The sequence below is a fragment of the Pseudomonas sp. TE21435 genome (assembly GCF_056279265.1).
The window spans coordinates 508,503-524,362 of record NZ_JBWBQZ010000001.1 but is presented as its reverse complement, the minus strand read 5'-3'; the positions used below and the strand labels follow the sequence as shown (position 1 = coordinate 524,362).

Here is a 15,860-nt window from a genome sequence, read left to right as displayed (position 1 = left end):
CACCCCATGACCACCCCCGCCAAGGAAATCCTGCAATCCAGCCAACACCACATAGACAGTAACCGCCTGTGGCAATCGCTGATGGACCTGGCCCGCCTCGGCGCCACGCCAAAGGGCGGCGTATGCCGCCTGGCGCTGACCGATCTCGATCGCCAGGCTCGCGATCTGTTCGTGCAGTGGTGCGAAGCAGCCGGTTGCACGGTGAGCATCGACGCCGTAGGCAACATCTTCGCCCGCCGCCCAGGGCGCAACGCCAAGCTGCCACCCGTGATGACCGGCAGCCATATCGACACCCAGCCCACCGGCGGCAAGTTCGACGGCTGCTTCGGCGTGATGGCCGGGCTGGAGGTGATCCGCACCCTCAATGATCTCGGCGTGGAAACCGAAGCGCCGCTGGAGGTGGTGGTGTGGACCAACGAGGAAGGCTCACGCTTCGCCCCGTGCATGATGGGTTCTGGGGTGTTCGCCAACAAGTTCACCCTCGAGCACACCCTGGCCAAGCGCGATGCCCAGGGCGTGAGCGTCGGCGAGGCATTGAACGCAATCGGCTACGCCGGCAGCCGCACCGTGTCCGGCCACCCGGTCGGCGCCTACTTCGAGGCGCATATCGAACAGGGCCCGATCCTCGAGGACCAGCACAAGACCATCGGCGTGGTGCTCGGCGCCCTCGGCCAGAAGTGGTTCGACCTGACCCTGCGCGGCGTCGAGGCCCACGCAGGCCCCACGCCGATGCACCTGCGCAAGGACGCCCTGGTCGGTGCCGCCGCCGTGGTCGAGGCGGTCAACCGCACCGCCCTCGCCCACCAGCCACATGCCTGCGGCACGGTCGGTTGCCTGCAGGCCTACCCCGGCTCGCGCAACGTGATCCCCGGCGAAGTGCGCATGACCCTGGATTTTCGCCACCTGGAAGGCCAGCAACTGGAGTCGATGATCGCCGAGGTGCGCCAGGTGATCGAGGCCACCACGGCCAAGCACGGGCTGGACTACGAGCTGGTGCCCACCGCTGACTTCCCGGCCCTGTATTTCGACAAAGGTTGCGTCGAGGCGGTACGTGATTCGGCACGCAACCTGGGCCTGGCGCACATGGACATCGTCAGCGGCGCCGGGCACGACGCGATTTTCCTTGCCGAACTGGGCCCGGCGGGGATGATCTTCGTGCCGTGCGAGGGCGGGATCAGCCACAACGAAATCGAGAACGCCGCCCCCGAGGACCTCGCCGCCGGCTGCGCGGTGCTGCTGCGGGCGATGCTGGCCGCGTCGGAGGCGATTGCCAGCGGACGATTGGCGGCGTAGCGATGATCTTCTGGAGATCGCCCACCCCTTGGGCTGCGCTGTCGCGCAGGGAATAGCGTTCAAGCATCACCTGCGTGGGAGCGGCCGTGCGCCGCTGCCACGCAGCTCCACAACAAGGCCACCAACGACGGCAAATCACACCAACCTCTTCCCGACAGACGGCTTATCGCTATATATTCCGCACCATAACGATAATCCCTCAGGAGCCGTCTTCATGCGTATTCGCTTGTCCTATCTGGCCGCCAGTACCCTCGCCAGCCTGATCTTCCTCAACAGTGCCTGGGCCGATGAAGTCCAGGTCGCTGTCGCGGCCAACTTCACAGCGCCCATCCAGGCCATCGCCAAGGATTTCGAGAAGGATACCGGCCACAAGCTGGTCGCTGCCTACGGCGCCACCGGCCAGTTCTACGCACAGATCAAGAACGGCGCGCCATTCGAAGTGTTTCTCGCCGCCGACGACAGCACTCCGGCCAAGCTGGAACAGGAAAAGGAAATTGTTGCAGGCTCGCGCTTCACCTACGCCATCGGCACCCTGGCGCTGTGGTCGGCCAAGCCAGGCTATGTCGACGCCAAGGGTGATGTGCTGAAGAAGAACGAGTACAAGCACCTGTCCATCGCCAACCCCAAGGCCGCGCCCTATGGCCTGGCCGCCACCCAGGTACTGGACAAGCTGAAGCTGACCGAAGCCACCAAGGCGAAGATCGTCGAGGGCCAGAACATCACCCAAGCCTTCCAGTTCGTTTCCACCGGCAACGCCGAGCTGGGCTTCGTCGCGCTGTCGCAGATCTACAAGGATGGCAAGGTCAGCGAAGGCTCCGCCTGGATCGTGCCCGCCGAGCTGCATGACCCGATCCGCCAGGATGCGGTGATCCTCAACAAAGGCAAGGACAACCCGGCCGCCAAGGCCCTGGTCGATTACCTCAAGGGCCCGAAAGCCGCCGCGGTGATCAAGTCCTACGGCTATGAGCTCTGATGCCTCTCGACGCCAGTGACCTGGGCGCCATCTGGCTGACCATCAAGCTGGCCAGCCTGACCACCGCCATCCTCCTGGTGCTGGGCACGCCCATCGCCTGGTGGCTGGCGCGCACCCGTTCCTGGTTGCGCGGGCCGATCGGCGCGGTAGTGGCCCTGCCCCTGGTGCTGCCGCCAACGGTAATCGGCTTCTACCTGCTGCTGGCCCTCGGCCCCCATGGCTGGATCGGCCAGGCCACACAGGCTCTGGGCCTGGGCAGCGTGGTGTTCAGCTTCACCGGGCTGGTGATCGGCTCGGTGGTGTACTCGATGCCCTTCGTGGTGCAGCCATTACAGAACGCCTTCGGCGCTATCGGCCAGCGCCCGCTGGAGGTGGCAGCGACACTGCGCGCCAGCCCCTGGGACACCTTCGTCCACGTGGTGCTGCCCCTGGCTCGCCCCGGTTTCATTACCGCCAGCATCCTCGGCTTCGCCCATACCGTCGGCGAGTTCGGCGTGGTGCTGATGATCGGTGGCAACATTCCCGACAAGACCCGTGTGGTCTCGGTGCAGATCTTCGATCACGTCGAGGCCATGGAATATAGCCAGGCCCACTGGCTGGCCGGGGCCATGCTGGTGTTCTCGTTCCTGGTGCTGCTGATGCTCTATGCCGGCCGCCGTGGCAAGGCAGGCTGGAGCTGAAATGAGCGCATCGATACAGGCGCGCCTGAAACTGGCGCGTGACGATTTCACCTTGGACGTCGACCTTGACCTGCCCGGTCGCGGCATCAGCGCCCTGTTCGGTCACTCCGGCTCAGGCAAGACCTCGTGCCTGCGCTGCCTGGCCGGCCTGGAACGGGCCGCCAGCGCCTACATCGAAATCAATGGCGAGGTGTGGGAAGACAGCGCCCGCGGGCACTTCATCCCCCCGCACCGGCGCCCGGTCGGCTACGTGTTCCAGGAGGCCAGCCTGTTCCCGCACCTGTCGGTGCAAGGCAACCTTGAGTTCGGCTGGCGCCGTATCGCACCGCAGGCCCGCAAGATCAGCCAGGAACAGGCCTGCCAGCTGCTGGGCATCGGCCACCTGCTGGCGCGCAAGCCGGCGACACTGTCCGGCGGCGAGGCACAACGCGTCGGCATCGCCCGAGCCTTGCTCAGCAGCCCGCGACTGTTGCTGATGGACGAGCCACTGGCTGCCCTCGACAGCGCGCGCAAGCGTGAAATCCTCCCGTACCTGGAGCGCCTGCACGACGAACTGGATATCCCGCTGATCTATGTCAGCCATGCCCAGGACGAAGTGGCGCGCCTGGCCGACCACCTGGTGTTGCTCGAACAGGGCAAGGCAGTGGCCAGCGGGCCGATCGGCCAGACCCTGGCCCGCCTCGACCTGTCATTGGCCCAGGGCGAGGATGCCGGGGTGGTGCTCGAAGGCGTGGTGGTGGGCCACGACCCGCATTATGAGCTGTTCGACCTGCGCCTGTCCGGCACGGAGGGGCAATTGCTGCGTATCGCCCACCCCGCCTTGCAGGTGGGCAGCAGCCTGCGCCTGAAGGTCCAGGCCCGGGACGTCAGCCTGGCATTGGCCGCCGACGGCGCGTCGAGCATTCTCAACCGCCTGCCGGTGCGGGTCCGCGAATGCCGCCCGGCGGACAACCCGGCCCATGTGCTGGTCAGCCTGGATGCCGCCGGCAGTGCGCTGCTGGCACGCATCACGCGCTATTCGGCGGACCAGCTCGACGTGCGCGCGGGCCAGTTGCTGTGGGCGCAGATCAAGTCGGTGGCGCTGTTGGGCTGAGCAATGACGCGGCGGATGCTGTCCATTGCAGCATGAGTGCCCTCGATGGACTGCGCCGATGCCCGACTGCCCGTTGCCTGCCGCCCTGCATTATGTCGATGACAGCCAGCCCGGCCTGACCCGCCGGCGCTGGCGCGACCGCTTCCACTATTTCGACGCCGGCAACCAGCGGGTACGCGATAAAGAGACCCTGGCACGCATCGCCGCCCTGGTGATCCCGCCGGCCTACACCGACGTGTGGATCTGCGCCGACCCGCAAGGGCACTTGCAGGCCACCGGGCGCGACGCCCGGGGGCGCAAGCAGTACCGCTACCATACGCAATGGCGCGAGCTGCGCGACCAGCACAAGTACGCGCGCATGCTGGCCTTCGCCGAGGTGCTGCCGAAGCTGCGCAAGCAACTGGACACGCACCTGGCTTCCCCCGGACTGGGCCGGGAGAAGGTCATGGCGCTGGTGATCAGCCTGCTCGACACCACGCTGATCCGCATCGGCAACCGTCAGTACCTGCGCGACAACCGCTCCTACGGGCTGACCACCCTCGACACCCGCCATGTGCAGGTCAAGGGCAGCCGTATCCGCTTCCAGTTCCGCGGCAAACGCGGTGTCGAACACAACGTCACCCTGACCGACCGACGCCTGGCCGGCCTGGTCAAGCGCTGCATGGAACTGCCCGGCCAGGCTTTGTTCCAGTACCTGGACGAACAAGGACAGCGCCATGGCATCGGCTCGACCGAGGTCAACCAGTTCCTCCAGCAGCTGACCGGCGCCGACTTCACCGCCAAGGACTACCGCACCTGGGCCGGCAGCAGCCTGGCCCTGAGCCTGCTCAGGCCACAGGCCTGGGAGCCCGACAGCGAGGCGCGCCGGCAGGTCGCCGCCATCGTCCGCCAGGTGGCGACGCGCCTGGGCAACACTCCGGCTGTGTGCCGACGCTGCTACATCCATCCAGCCGTCCTTGAGCACTTCCACCTCGGCCGTCTTTCGGCATTGCCCCGTGTCCGTCCGCGCAAGGGATTGGAAACCGAGGAAGTGGCACTGCTACGTTTCCTGCAGATGTTGGAGCGCCAAGACGATCATTGACGGACACTATTTACTTCATCGAGTAGAGAAATTTCCCATATGGCGCCAAGCACCCTATCCTTGCCACCGAGCACCTTGCCGTGGAGTGGCCTCGCAGCCCTGCCGGCACCTGCAACTAAAGATCGACAACAGAATTTGTCTGTCGGGGAATTACTATCCGCCGAAAGCGTCTTTAATGAGAAGGAAGAGGGACAGGCTCCCACCGCAGAGCACCTGGCTCGGCGGTTTTCTACATCACCAAGGAGAACTACATGCTGATACTCACCCGCAAGGTTGGCGAAAGCATCGTCATCGACGATGACATCAAAGTCACCATTCTGGGCGTCAAGGGGATGCAAGTGAGGATCGGTATCGATGCACCGAAAGATGTCCAGGTGCACCGTGAAGAGATCTACAAGCGGATCCAGGCGGGCAGCCCGGCGCCCGAAAAAAGCAACGACGAGTAACCCGCAAGCCAACTGCATCATGCCGCACGGATGCGCCTGATCGATTGCCCGCCCATGCGGGGAGCCTCTCCTGAACCTCAGGTGCCCAGCAATTCGCGCACCGTGGCGATCATCCGGTCCATGTCGAATGGCTTGTCGAACACCGCCGCGAACCTCCCGGGGCAGGCCCGACCCTGGCTGGCCTGGGCGCCACTCATGAGAATGACCGGCAGGTCCGCCAGTTGCAGCTCTTCACGTATGGCTTGCAGCAGTTCTTCGCCATTGAGCACCGGCATCATGTAGTCGGTGATCACCAGGTCCACGCGCTTTTCCTTCAAAGCCTCCAGGGCCTTGCGCCCGTTGCTCGCCTTTTCAACCAGGTAGCCTTCGTCCTCCAGGGCAAAACCGAGGATATCGGCAATCAGGTACTCGTCGTCGACGATCAGGATGCTGTTCATCCCATCAACGATCTCCAGGCGGTGTCGCCGAGCCACTGAGCACGCCACTGGCACCGTCGAACGCCCGCGCCAGGCTGATGCCATGAGGCCCCAGATTCAGCGCCTGCAAAGCAGGGTCGTGGTCGCTGTCACGCACCTTGATCACCGACAGTGCGCGGTGCAGTTGCGCGTCGAGCTCGGCGAAGCGCATCAGTATCAGGTTGTCGACGATGCTCGACAGGTCGGGGGCCGGCGCGGTGATCTCCGCGCCGAAGATGTCACGCATCTCCCAGGTCAGCAGCACCGTCACGCCACGGGCGCGCAGCTCACCCGTCAGTGCGCGGAAGAAGGCATTCAGGCGGGCAGGCTCCAGCGCCAGGCGGCCGAAGGCTCCAAGGCTGTCGATTACCACGCGCCTGGCAGCGAGCGCCTCGACCTGTGCCAACAGCTGGGCGCCAAGTTGATCCAGCAAGCCTTCGCTGGTCGATTGCCAGCTCAGTTGCACGCTACCTTCACGCTCAAGTGCCTGCAGGTCGAAGCCCAGCGCACAGGCCTTCAACCGCAACCGCGCAGGCGTCTCGTAGAAACCGAAATGCAGACCCGGAGCAGCCTGGGTCGAAGCGGCCAGGAACGCGATGCCCAGCGCTGTCTTGCCTACGCCCGATGGCCCCATCAGCAGGGTCACCGACGCCTCGGCCAACCCGCCACCGAGCATGGCATCGAGGTCGGCAACACCCGTGGCGACCCTGCTCAGGGTTTGCGCTCCTGCCTGGCTGGGGCGACTGTACAGCGACTCCAGGCGCGGGTAGACCTGCAACCCGGCCTCCGTGATCAGGTATTCGTGGCGCCCGGACAACGCGCCACTGCCACGCGTCTTGCGCAACTGGACATGGCGCACCGCCGTGCTGCCGACCAGGTGTTCGCCGAGCTCGATCACGCCATCAACCATGGTGTGCTCGGGGCTGCCTTCATCCAATCGCGCACTGGTCAGCAACAACAGTGTGCAGCCGGCGAATGCCGCATGCCCCTGCAGCTCGGAAACGAATTTCTTGGTGTCGAGGCTGGTTTCCGCCCTGGAGCGGGCGTTGAGCAGCCCGTCGACGATCAGCAAGGTGGCCTGCTGCCGGGCAATTTCCTGTCGCAACAGCCTGACCACCGCATCCAGGCCCTCCTGCTCCAGGGTGTCGAATGCGCTGACGAACTGAATGGTGTCGCCCACCAGCGCCGGGTCGAAGAAGCTCAGGGTCGACAGGTACTGGAACAGCCGTTCATGGGACTCGCTGAGCAACGTCGCCACCAGTACCCGACCACCTTCACGCACATGGTTGCACGCCAGCTGGTTGGCCAGGATGGTCTTGCCCGAACCGGGATGCCCTTGAACGATATAGGAGGCGCCAACCACCACCCCCCCTTTGAGCAGCGCATCGAGCCCCGCGATGCCCGTGGCCAGTCGCTTTAGTTGCTCTACCATGGCTGTCTATCCGTCGGTCGAAAGCGAATCGGGGCCCGTCCGGGCTGGTAGGTACAGGCTCATGCAGGTGCCCTCGCCAAGCCGGCTGGACACCTCGATCGCACCATTGCTCTGCCGGGCGAAACCATAGGCCTGACTCAGGCCAAGGCCAGTGCCCTTGCCGAAGGCCTTGGTGGTGAAGAACGGCTCGAAGATCCGTGGCAGCACCTGCGGGTCAATGCCCTGGCCGTCATCACGTACATCGAAGCGCACGAAGTGCCCGCACAGCCCATCCACTTCGCCGGACAACTGCACGCATTCGACCACCAGACGGATCTGCCCGGTGGCGACAATGGCATCGCGGGCATTGAACACCAGGTTCAGCAAGACCATCTGCAACTGCCCGGCGTCCACCTCGATCAGCGGCAAGTCAGGCTGTACCTGGGGCAGCAATTCGATTTCCCGGGGCAATGCGTGCTCCGCCAGCCCGCAAATGATATCGATCGCCTCGGCAGGCACGATGCGCGTGATGCTCAGTTGCCGATGCCGGGCAAAGCTCAAAAGTTGCTGGGTCAGCTGGGTGCCGCGCTGGCCAGCATCGAGGATATGCTCGAGCAAGCGCCTCACACGTGCCGGATCCTGGCTGCTGCTGGCCAGCCGGGCTGAGCTGAGGATGATGGTCAGCAGGTTGTTGAAGTCATGGGCCAGGCCTCCGGTGAGTTGCCCCAGGGCCTCGAGCTTTTGCGCTTGGAACAATTGCGCACGCATGGCATCGAGCTGCTGGGCCGACTCGCGACGATCGGTGATGTCGCGGGTGACCTTGGCCAGGCCGATGACCTCGCCTTGCGCGTCGCGAATCACATCCAGCGCGGCGAGCGCCCAGAACTGCGTGCCGTCCTTGCGCACGCGCCAGCCTTCGTCCTGCGCCTTGCCTTCTTCCAGTGCCTGGCGCAGCAAGCGTTGCGGGCGGCCGTCGGCACAATCCTGGGCGTTGAAGAACAGCGAGAAATGCCGGCCGATCACCTCGTCGGCAACGTAGCCCTTGATCCGCTGCGCGCCAGCGTTCCAGGACACCACATGGCCGGTTGGGTCGAGCATATAGATGGCGTAGTCCACCACCGCCTGGACCAACTGCTCGTAGCGTGCCTCGGGCATCACCGAATGGGTGGGGCGGTCTGTCGAAACCATGTGAGCTCCACAAGCACCGCGAAAGGACATATTGAGCGTAGTCAAAAGTCCAGCATGCACTGCACCTTATGCGACGATCGTCAGCGCTCGCGCTCCACCACGGTCGGCACCAGCCTGCGCGGCATCGCCACCTTGAGCAGCCATACCCCCACCAGCAGGATCAGCGCGGCGCCTGCGAAGGCGAGCAAGCGCCTGGGCTGCGCAGCCTCCTGGTCGAAGCCGAGCATCAGCAGGTAACCACCCAGGCTGATGAAGCCTGCGTAAAGAAACGCCGCCAGCAGGCAGACCAGAAGGAACAGCAGGCGCCAGAACAACTTTGGGCGAACACGCCGCGTTGCGTCCGGGCCAGGGGGAAGCGATGACATGGCGACAGGCCTGGTTGGATCCAATGCGCGACAGTGGCGCAATGGCGGCATCCTGTCAATTGAACTATAGTGCCCGCGCCCCGGATCCCACAGGAACCATCATGACCTCCAACCTTCGCTTGCAAGGGCTGCAGGACGACCTGATGCGCAGCGCCAGCGAACTCGATGAACTGAGCCAGGCGCTGGACGGCCATGTCCGTTACCTGCGTCATTCGATTCATCAGGCAGATGCGCACACCATGGGCGGGCACGTTGATGACCTGCGCCATAGTGCCCGCGAGATGCGCGATATCGCGCGTGCCATCGCCCCCTGAACGCCTAGGCAGGTTGACGCATCTATAACGATAGGTTATAAAGCGCGCCTGATTGTCTGGTCCAGGCTGCCCTGCGGCGCGCCAGCCAATCGTGCGAGTGTGGTGGAATTGGTATACACAGCAGACTTAAAATCTGTCGGCGTGAGCCTTGCGGGTTCGAGTCCCGCCACTCGCACCATCTTCTGTCGATGAAGGCGCCCTTGCGGCGCCTTTTTCGTACCCGCCGGAAATCCGCCGCGCAGCTGCTAGAGTGGAACCTGTCCCTGTTCACTGGAGCGCCGCCATGCGCTATAGCCTGCTCGATGGTCAACGCGACTTCATTCTGCTGCTCGCCCGCATCCTGTTGATGATCCTGTTCGTGCTCTCCGGCTGGAGCAAGCTGACCGGGTTCGAAGGCACGGTCGGCTACATGACCTCCCTGGGCGCCCCCGCCCCGATGCTGGCTGCGGCCATCGCCGTGATCATGGAACTGCTGGTCGGCATCCTGTTGATCCTGGGGTTCTACACCCGCCCCCTGGCCTTGCTGTTCGCCCTGTTTGTGCTGGGTACCGCGCTGATCGGGCATCCGTTCTGGAACATGGTCGAACCCGAGCGCAGCGCCAACATGACCCAGTTCCTGAAGAACCTCAGCATCATTGGCGGCTTGCTGCTGCTGGCCGTCAGCGGTGCCGGGCGGTTCTCCCTCGACCGCCGCTGAGCAGCCGCGTCGACATCAGTCGTCGCAGTCGTCGTGCCAGGCCGGGTGGTCCTCTTCGTCATCGAAGTCGTCGAGCGACTCTTCGTCCTCCTCGACTTCGTCAAGGGCCCCGTATGCATCCGCCTCGGGGTCGTAGCCCTCGTGGAATTCAGGGTCGAGCAGATGGTCGTGCTCAGGTTCGTGCAGATCGTCTTCTTCGTGCATCACAGGCTCCGGTAACAACGGCAGGCCTATATAGGCGCATCGACGCACAGGGTCAATCCTCATGGCGCTTAACCCCGGCTTAACCGACCAGGCGCACAGTGCAGGCTCTCCCTTCAAAAACGCTCTTTGCCCGCCGCCCTGGCGGGCTTTTTTTGCCTGGACCTCCCTTGCCCGATGAACCGAGCGCCCTTTCAAGGCTCGCATGCGGTGCAGGATCTTTATCATCAAGGAGGTATCCACCATGACCGTGAACATCGACAACCTGATCATCACCACCCCAGTGGCAAAGTCGTCCAGCAACCCAGTGGCGCTGGAATTGACCGGCGCCCAGGCCCTCGCCACCCTGCCCCAGGTTGTCAGCCGCCTGGACGATGGTGCCGTGCGCATGACCGCCCCAACCAAAGGGGCGGCGAGCAAGAGCACCCACCGCACCCGCTGTGAGTGGAAGGAAGCGGTCTACTGGACGCTGGCCAGCGCCGGCCGGCATGTCAATCACCAACGCATGGTGCTGGAGCGGGTCAACTCGGCACAGAAGGTGGTGATCGCGCAGATGCATGTGAAAGATGACGACAGCCCGGTCATCAAGGTGTTCTGGAACAAAGGGAAGGTCACCCTTGGTTTTCGCCAGGACTTCAACCAGGGGATACCGACCAGTAGCACCATCCTGGCCGAGGTGCCGCTGGGCGCGCCTTTCGACATTACCATCGAGGTCACTGCGGCGGGCGCCGCCACGGTGTCGGCCGTTTGCGCCGGCCGCACCGGCAGCAGCGCAATGCTGAACATGACGTCAAGCTGGAATGGCCATACGTTCAACTTCCACGGCGGGGTTTACAACCAGTTGGATTTCAGCTCGACCACTCCGGCCTCGGATGGCTCGACATGCGTGATCAGCCAACTGGAACTCCTGCATGGCTGAGGGGCACGGCTGCACTGAAATCGCCATTTCGGACGTCTTTGAGCAAATAGGATGACAGCAATATGGCCAGCATCAGCGCAGCATGTGATCACCTCGCGTCCTACCTTGCGCGAGTAACTGCCTCGCAAGAAAGGATACACAATGCATTACCGCCCCCTACTCATTGCCGCACTCCTCATACTGACCAGCGGCTGCGCCTCCGGCCTGAACTCCATTCAGCAGGCCGAACTCGACCATTACCGTGCCAACAACCTGGCAGCCGAAGAAAAGAGCCCCACAGCCGCAATGCTATTAGGGCTGTTACCGGGTGGTGGATCGTTCTACGGACGAGCGTATGTTCCTGGTACGGTCAACCTGTTGCTCTGGCCAGTGTCTGTTCTATGGGACCCATTCAGTGGCTACAACGCAGCAGAGTCGATCAATTATCAGGTTACCCGGGCGCATGTCGCACGCCTGAAAAGAAACGAGATGGAGGAACTCGACAGCCAGTTACTGTTGAATGCCATCGATCAAAAGCACTACGCGGTCAAACGCCGCATGGTCAATGAAAAATTCAGTAACGGTTACTGAGCGCCTGCCAGAATGACATTCACGAAATTCTGACATTCTACAAGGCAGACTGGCCTGGCTTCGATACGTTCTGTTCAACCCGCCGATCTGGCGGGTTTTCTTTTTTCTGGGCTCTCCTTCCTGCGCAAGCCTCGGTCGTTGACAACATTTTCACGTCTGCTGTGGCAAGTTGACGACTCATCCGTGAAACACTTGGCCCGCCCTCCCCAGCGGGCCTTTCTTTGCCTGCAGCACAAGACCTCGCGCGATCTATGCTTCACCTGCGTACGCAGGAGAGGCTTACGATGTGCGGAAGGCTCAGCCAGTACCGTGGAATCCATGAATTCGTCAAAACGCTCAGCATGCCGGATGCCTGGCGTAACGCCGTGGGTGACCGGGCGTTGCTGCGCTACAACGTCGCCCCCGGCACGCCCGTGGCTGTACTGCGCCGGGAGGCTGCCGGCAGCAGGGCCGATCTGGTGAAATGGGGCTGGCGCCCACATTGGGCCACGGACCCTGTCACGCCGATCAATGCCAGGGCCGAGAAGGTCGCCCATGGGCCCTACTTTCGCTCGATCTGGCCCCACCGCGCCGTCGTGCCCGTGGATGGCTGGTTCGAATGGGTCGATGAGGGCGCGGCGAAGAAACAGCCGTATTTCATCCGCCGCCGCGATGGCCACCCTGCCCTCTGCGCGGCCATCGGCCAATTTTCCGACAATGAACGCGACGGCTTCGTCATCATCACCGCCGACGCTCAAGGCGGCCTGGTCGATGTCCACGACCGCAGGCCAGTGGTGCTGTCAGCGCAGCTGGCCGTGGCTTGGATGGCGCCCGACCTGCCCAGCGAAGCTGCCGAGCAGATGGCCCTAGGCCTGGGCGAGCCGGCCGAGCGCTTCGAGTGGTATCGGGTCGGCATGGCAGTGGGTAATGCACGCAACCAGGGCGCCAAGCTCATCCAGCCGCTACCATGAACGACTTACCCGCGGGCTCGGGGAGCAAGACATCCGCTCGAAAACCGCCAGCGTAGTGTGCAAAATTTCGTAACACTTACCCATCACCCATTCCATGAAACCGAACGGGATCAATGCTGTCCGATTGCCATCGGTAGCTGCAGAGGTCACCTCGAGTTGTCGCCGGACAACCCGATACATCCTCGACAAAACCGGCTTACCGGCGCGCGCACCCCACCTGCGAGGATGCCGCCCTTATTTTTCAAGGCTGAAAGAGCGAACCATGAAACAGAATATTCTCCTCGTCGCCGTCTGTGCCGCCCTGCTTCAGGCCTGCACCCCGGCTTCCACCTCCCATGAAGGATCGCCTTCCATGCCGGCCACCACCGCGTCTGCCGCAGCCCAGCCTGAGCTCTCGGCCTACTACTGGAACCTGGCATCGGCCACCGATGCAGCCGGCAAGCCCATCGCCGCCCTGACGACAGGCATCGAGCGCAAGTTGCGCCTGAATTTCGGTGACCAGCGCCTGAACATCAGCGGTGGCTGCAACAACCAGTTCGGTGGCTACAGCTTCCAGAACGGTGTCCTGCAGGTGCAGCAACTGGCTTCGACCATGATGGCCTGCGACAAGCGCCTGATGGACCTGGATGCCGAGATCGGACGCCTGTTGAAAGGTGATCTGCGCGCGGCCTTCAGCGGCGAAACCCACGCACCCATGCTGCAATTGACCACCCAGGACGGTTCGGTGCTGAAGTTTCAGGGCGAAGCCACTCCAGAAACCCGCTACGGCAGCAAGGGTGAGACCAAGTTCCTGGAAGTTGCCGCCAACACAGTCAAGTGCAGCCATCCGCTGATCCCCAACTACCAGTGCCTGCAAGTGCGCGAGCGCCGTTATGACGACGCTGGTCTGCAACTGCCGACCCAGGACAACTGGCACCCGCTGTACCAGTCCATCGAGGGCTACGAGCACCATGACGGCGTGCGTACCGTGGTGCGGGTAAAGCAGTACGAATGGAAGAACCCGCCAGCCGACGCCCCGTCGCAAGTCTATGTGCTGGACCTGGTGGTCGAGCAGGATGCTTCGGGCAAGTAATTGCCAGTCGGCGCAGGCCGCCCTGCAGCGGCCTGCGCCTGGAACCGACGCCGACCGTGAAACGGCTCAGGTAAGCGCCGCGTTGACCTGCGCACTGTCGACGTACTGCTCCATGCTGACGATCTTGCCGTTGTTCAGCCGGTACAGATGGGCAAAGGTAGCAGTCATCGCTTTCCCGGTCTTGCGATAGGTGCCCGAGTAGACGCCAAAGGCGGCAACCCGGTCGTGCTCGGCCACATAGGTATGCACCTTGGCCTGGTAGCCATCCCATTCGGTGGCCAGGCGATGGAAAACACCCTCCATGATCGCCTGGGGGCCGACATAGGTACCGGCATAAGGGAAGCCGGCCGCCTCGGTCCAGATCACGTCCGCAGCCAGCGCCGCCAGCAGATTCCGGCCATTCTGTTCGGCTGAGCCTTCGTACGAGGCTCGGATGATGTCCAGGTTGCTCCTGCTCATGGTTTTACCCCCACGTTCAGCTCGCGAATGAAAGCCTGCGGATCTGAAAAGATAGCGCTGGCAGGTAACAACTGCATGGCGTCGTCCGCTTGTTGCAGAACGAATGTCGGCACGCCTTGACCGCCCACGCGACGCAACAAGGCACGCCCCTGCCCCACACGATCATCGTTGGCCTGCAGCAAGGCCGAATCCGGACGCGTCAGCCGCTGCGCGGCGGCATCCAGCCCCAGGTCCACCAGCACTGCTCTCAACGTCTCCAGTCGAGTCACGTCCAGGCCATCGACATAGCGCGCCGCCTGAATCGCCTTGAGCGCTTCGAACTCGTGCTCTGGCGAAGTCAGGTTCACTGCGCTGAGCGCCAGGGTAGACGGACCACTATCGAACCCCTGAAGACGGTCGGCGAGTACCTGGTCACGATAGCGTTCACTGAAGACCTGCCCGGTCAGGCGCTCGATACGCTGGTCGTTGCTCCAGGCGTAGGCCGCAAAGTCATCATCCATGGCGCGAGCACCGCTGCCGGAAAACAGCCCCGTCGGTATCAGGCGCAACGCAAGGCCCGTGGATTCGAGAACCTGAGGCAGCGGTCCCCCTGCACCGTAGCACCAGCCGCACAGTGGATCGTAGAGGTAAACCAGGGTGTTGTTCATAGTGAAACGCCTTGAATGGAATGCCTCGAATCTTATAGCGCGCGAATTGACATTTAAACGCATACAAAATAAACACACTGTATGTTATTAGCATACATTAAGGACATACCAATGACCGGCGCTTCCAACCTGAACAGGCTTGCGTACTTCACCGCGGTGGTCGAAACCGGCTCCTTTACCGCCGCTGCCGAGCGCCTCGGCATCACCAAGGCCGTGGTCAGCCAGCAGGTGGCGCGACTGGAAAGCGACTGTCGCACCGCACTGCTGGTTCGCAGCACGCGGAAAGTCCGCACCACCGAGGCGGGCCAACAGTTCTATCACCGCTGTGCATTGATCCTCAAAGAGGCTGAAGAGGCTTTCGAGGAATTGTCCGAAGCCGCCAGCGAGCCGACAGGCACCCTACGCCTGACCGCCCCTTTCGATTACGGCATCGGTGTCGTGGTGCCGGCCATCACCGCATTCTCGCAGCGATATCCGCAGTGCAAGGTCGAAGCACACTTCAGCGACCAGACCCTGGATCTGGGCGCCAACGATCTGGACCTTTCCATTCGCGTTGGCTGGATAACCGAGCAACATCTGCAAGCCCGGCGAATCGGCGAGTTTGCGCAACGATTGGTGGCCGGCCCTCAGTGGCAAGCGCGAGTGGACAAACTGCAGGCCCCGGCGGATCTGGCCGAGTTGCCGATCGTGGCGAATCTGGCGCTGCGAGAACCGACCCGTTGGCTATTTGCCAAGGGTGCCTCGCAGCGCGAAACAGTGGAGATGAAAGCCAGCCTGTCGCTGAACGCCACCTTGGCAGTGCGCGAAGCCACGCTACTCGGGGCCGGGCTATCGGTCCTTCCGGACTATGTGGCTGAGCCTGACCTGCAAGCAGGCCGGCTGATCCAGGTGCTGCCGCAATGGTCGCTACCCCGAGGCGAGATCCATGCAGTCTTTCCAACGGCTCGCTTTCGACCGGTCAAAGTACGGGCGTTTGTCGAGCTTCTGGCAAGCCGCCTGGCTTAATTAGACGGCGCAGACCATCAGGTCAGGGCGCGTCCGCGCAG

The 15,860-nt window shown here is 63.2% G+C and carries 20 protein-coding genes and 1 tRNA gene; 14 read left to right on the top strand and 7 right to left on the bottom strand.

The window, feature by feature from the left end; all coding sequences use genetic code 11:
• Window positions 1-6: 6 nt before the first annotated feature.
• From ACZ9C1_RS02425 to csrA, 6 genes are all read left to right on the top strand, one after another.
• Window positions 7-1,293 carry a Zn-dependent hydrolase gene (locus ACZ9C1_RS02425; protein WP_277503423.1) on the top strand — a complete coding sequence of 429 codons (1,287 nt, stop codon included), beginning with the start codon at window positions 7-9 and terminating at the stop codon, window positions 1,291-1,293.
• A gap of 214 nt (window positions 1,294-1,507) precedes the next feature.
• Window positions 1,508-2,266: a molybdate ABC transporter substrate-binding protein gene (gene modA, locus ACZ9C1_RS02420; RefSeq protein ID WP_277503422.1), complete on the top strand. Its 759-nt coding sequence runs from the start codon at window positions 1,508-1,510 to the stop codon at window positions 2,264-2,266.
• Window positions 2,266-2,946 carry a molybdate ABC transporter permease subunit gene (gene modB / locus ACZ9C1_RS02415; protein WP_102683308.1) on the top strand — a complete coding sequence of 227 codons (681 nt, stop codon included), beginning with the start codon at window positions 2,266-2,268 and terminating at the stop codon, window positions 2,944-2,946. Before modA ends, modB begins: the two co-directional genes overlap by 1 nt.
• Before the next feature lies 1 nt (window position 2,947).
• Window positions 2,948-4,039, top strand: a complete 1,092-nt coding sequence (gene modC / locus ACZ9C1_RS02410; protein WP_277503421.1) for a molybdenum ABC transporter ATP-binding protein — start codon at window positions 2,948-2,950, stop codon at window positions 4,037-4,039.
• A 58-nt stretch (window positions 4,040-4,097) separates the two neighbouring features.
• A complete protein-coding gene (locus ACZ9C1_RS02405; protein ID WP_102683310.1) occupies window positions 4,098-5,120 on the top strand; it encodes a DNA topoisomerase IB in 1,023 nt (340 codons plus the stop codon).
• Window positions 5,121-5,371: 251 nt separating this feature from the next.
• Window positions 5,372-5,566 carry a carbon storage regulator CsrA gene (gene csrA / locus ACZ9C1_RS02400; RefSeq protein WP_023628788.1) on the top strand — a complete coding sequence of 65 codons (195 nt, stop codon included), beginning with the start codon at window positions 5,372-5,374 and terminating at the stop codon, window positions 5,564-5,566.
• A gap of 77 nt (window positions 5,567-5,643) precedes the next feature.
• Here csrA and ACZ9C1_RS02395 read toward each other — a convergent pair whose 3' ends face one another.
• The 4 genes from ACZ9C1_RS02395 to ACZ9C1_RS02380 all read right to left on the bottom strand — a co-directional run bounded on the left by ACZ9C1_RS02395 (window position 5,644) and on the right by ACZ9C1_RS02380 (window position 8,985).
• Entirely contained in the window at window positions 5,644-6,003 is a 360-nt protein-coding gene (locus ACZ9C1_RS02395; protein ID WP_102683311.1) for a response regulator, read from the bottom strand.
• A 4-nt stretch (window positions 6,004-6,007) separates the two neighbouring features.
• Entirely contained in the window at window positions 6,008-7,453 is a 1,446-nt protein-coding gene (locus tag ACZ9C1_RS02390; RefSeq protein ID WP_476253502.1) for an ATPase domain-containing protein, read from the bottom strand.
• A gap of 6 nt (window positions 7,454-7,459) precedes the next feature.
• Window positions 7,460-8,620 carry a two-component system sensor histidine kinase NtrB gene (locus ACZ9C1_RS02385; protein ID WP_277503419.1) on the bottom strand — a complete coding sequence of 387 codons (1,161 nt, stop codon included), beginning with the start codon at window positions 8,618-8,620 and terminating at the stop codon, window positions 7,460-7,462.
• Window positions 8,621-8,700: 80 nt separating this feature from the next.
• Window positions 8,701-8,985, bottom strand: coding sequence for a hypothetical protein (locus tag ACZ9C1_RS02380; protein WP_173862438.1), 285 nt, complete (start codon window positions 8,983-8,985; stop codon window positions 8,701-8,703).
• A 101-nt stretch (window positions 8,986-9,086) separates the two neighbouring features.
• Here ACZ9C1_RS02380 and ACZ9C1_RS02375 point away from each other — a divergent pair, with 101 nt between their 5' ends.
• From ACZ9C1_RS02375 to ACZ9C1_RS02365, 3 genes are all read left to right on the top strand, one after another.
• Window positions 9,087-9,299: a hypothetical protein gene (locus ACZ9C1_RS02375; protein ID WP_277503418.1), complete on the top strand. Its 213-nt coding sequence runs from the start codon at window positions 9,087-9,089 to the stop codon at window positions 9,297-9,299.
• Between the two features lie 93 nt (window positions 9,300-9,392).
• A tRNA-Leu gene (locus ACZ9C1_RS02370) sits at window positions 9,393-9,477 on the top strand.
• A 105-nt stretch (window positions 9,478-9,582) separates the two neighbouring features.
• Window positions 9,583-9,996, top strand: a complete 414-nt coding sequence (locus tag ACZ9C1_RS02365) for a DoxX family protein (RefSeq protein ID WP_102683315.1) — start codon at window positions 9,583-9,585, stop codon at window positions 9,994-9,996.
• Window positions 9,997-10,011: 15 nt separating this feature from the next.
• On the opposite strand, the gene ACZ9C1_RS02360 is transcribed toward ACZ9C1_RS02365, so the two are convergent.
• A complete protein-coding gene (locus tag ACZ9C1_RS02360; protein WP_277503417.1) occupies window positions 10,012-10,200 on the bottom strand; it encodes a hypothetical protein in 189 nt (62 codons plus the stop codon).
• Window positions 10,201-10,441: 241 nt separating this feature from the next.
• On the opposite strand from ACZ9C1_RS02360, the gene ACZ9C1_RS02355 reads away from it, so the two are divergent.
• The 4 genes from ACZ9C1_RS02355 to ACZ9C1_RS02340 all read left to right on the top strand — a co-directional run bounded on the left by ACZ9C1_RS02355 (window position 10,442) and on the right by ACZ9C1_RS02340 (window position 13,708).
• Entirely contained in the window at window positions 10,442-11,116 is a 675-nt protein-coding gene (locus ACZ9C1_RS02355; protein ID WP_198755381.1) for a polysaccharide lyase family 7 protein, read from the top strand.
• A 141-nt stretch (window positions 11,117-11,257) separates the two neighbouring features.
• Window positions 11,258-11,686 carry a hypothetical protein gene (locus ACZ9C1_RS02350; protein ID WP_476253501.1) on the top strand — a complete coding sequence of 143 codons (429 nt, stop codon included), beginning with the start codon at window positions 11,258-11,260 and terminating at the stop codon, window positions 11,684-11,686.
• A gap of 284 nt (window positions 11,687-11,970) precedes the next feature.
• Window positions 11,971-12,636, top strand: a complete 666-nt coding sequence (locus tag ACZ9C1_RS02345) for an SOS response-associated peptidase (RefSeq protein ID WP_476253500.1) — start codon at window positions 11,971-11,973, stop codon at window positions 12,634-12,636.
• Between the two features lie 262 nt (window positions 12,637-12,898).
• Window positions 12,899-13,708, top strand: coding sequence for a DUF4377 domain-containing protein (locus tag ACZ9C1_RS02340; RefSeq protein ID WP_476253499.1), 810 nt, complete (start codon window positions 12,899-12,901; stop codon window positions 13,706-13,708).
• A gap of 66 nt (window positions 13,709-13,774) precedes the next feature.
• Here ACZ9C1_RS02340 and ACZ9C1_RS02335 read toward each other — a convergent pair whose 3' ends face one another.
• Window positions 13,775-14,167, bottom strand: a complete 393-nt coding sequence (locus ACZ9C1_RS02335) for a nuclear transport factor 2 family protein (RefSeq protein WP_476253498.1) — start codon at window positions 14,165-14,167, stop codon at window positions 13,775-13,777.
• Entirely contained in the window at window positions 14,164-14,814 is a 651-nt protein-coding gene (locus tag ACZ9C1_RS02330) for a DsbA family protein (RefSeq protein WP_476253497.1), read from the bottom strand. The genes ACZ9C1_RS02335 and ACZ9C1_RS02330 overlap by 4 nt, the downstream gene beginning before the upstream one ends.
• A gap of 111 nt (window positions 14,815-14,925) precedes the next feature.
• Between ACZ9C1_RS02330 and ACZ9C1_RS02325 the strand changes: the two genes are divergently transcribed.
• Window positions 14,926-15,819 (top strand): LysR family transcriptional regulator, encoded by an 894-nt coding sequence (locus ACZ9C1_RS02325; RefSeq protein ID WP_476253496.1) that lies wholly within the window; start codon window positions 14,926-14,928, stop codon window positions 15,817-15,819.
• The last annotated feature ends 41 nt before the right edge of the window (window positions 15,820-15,860 follow it).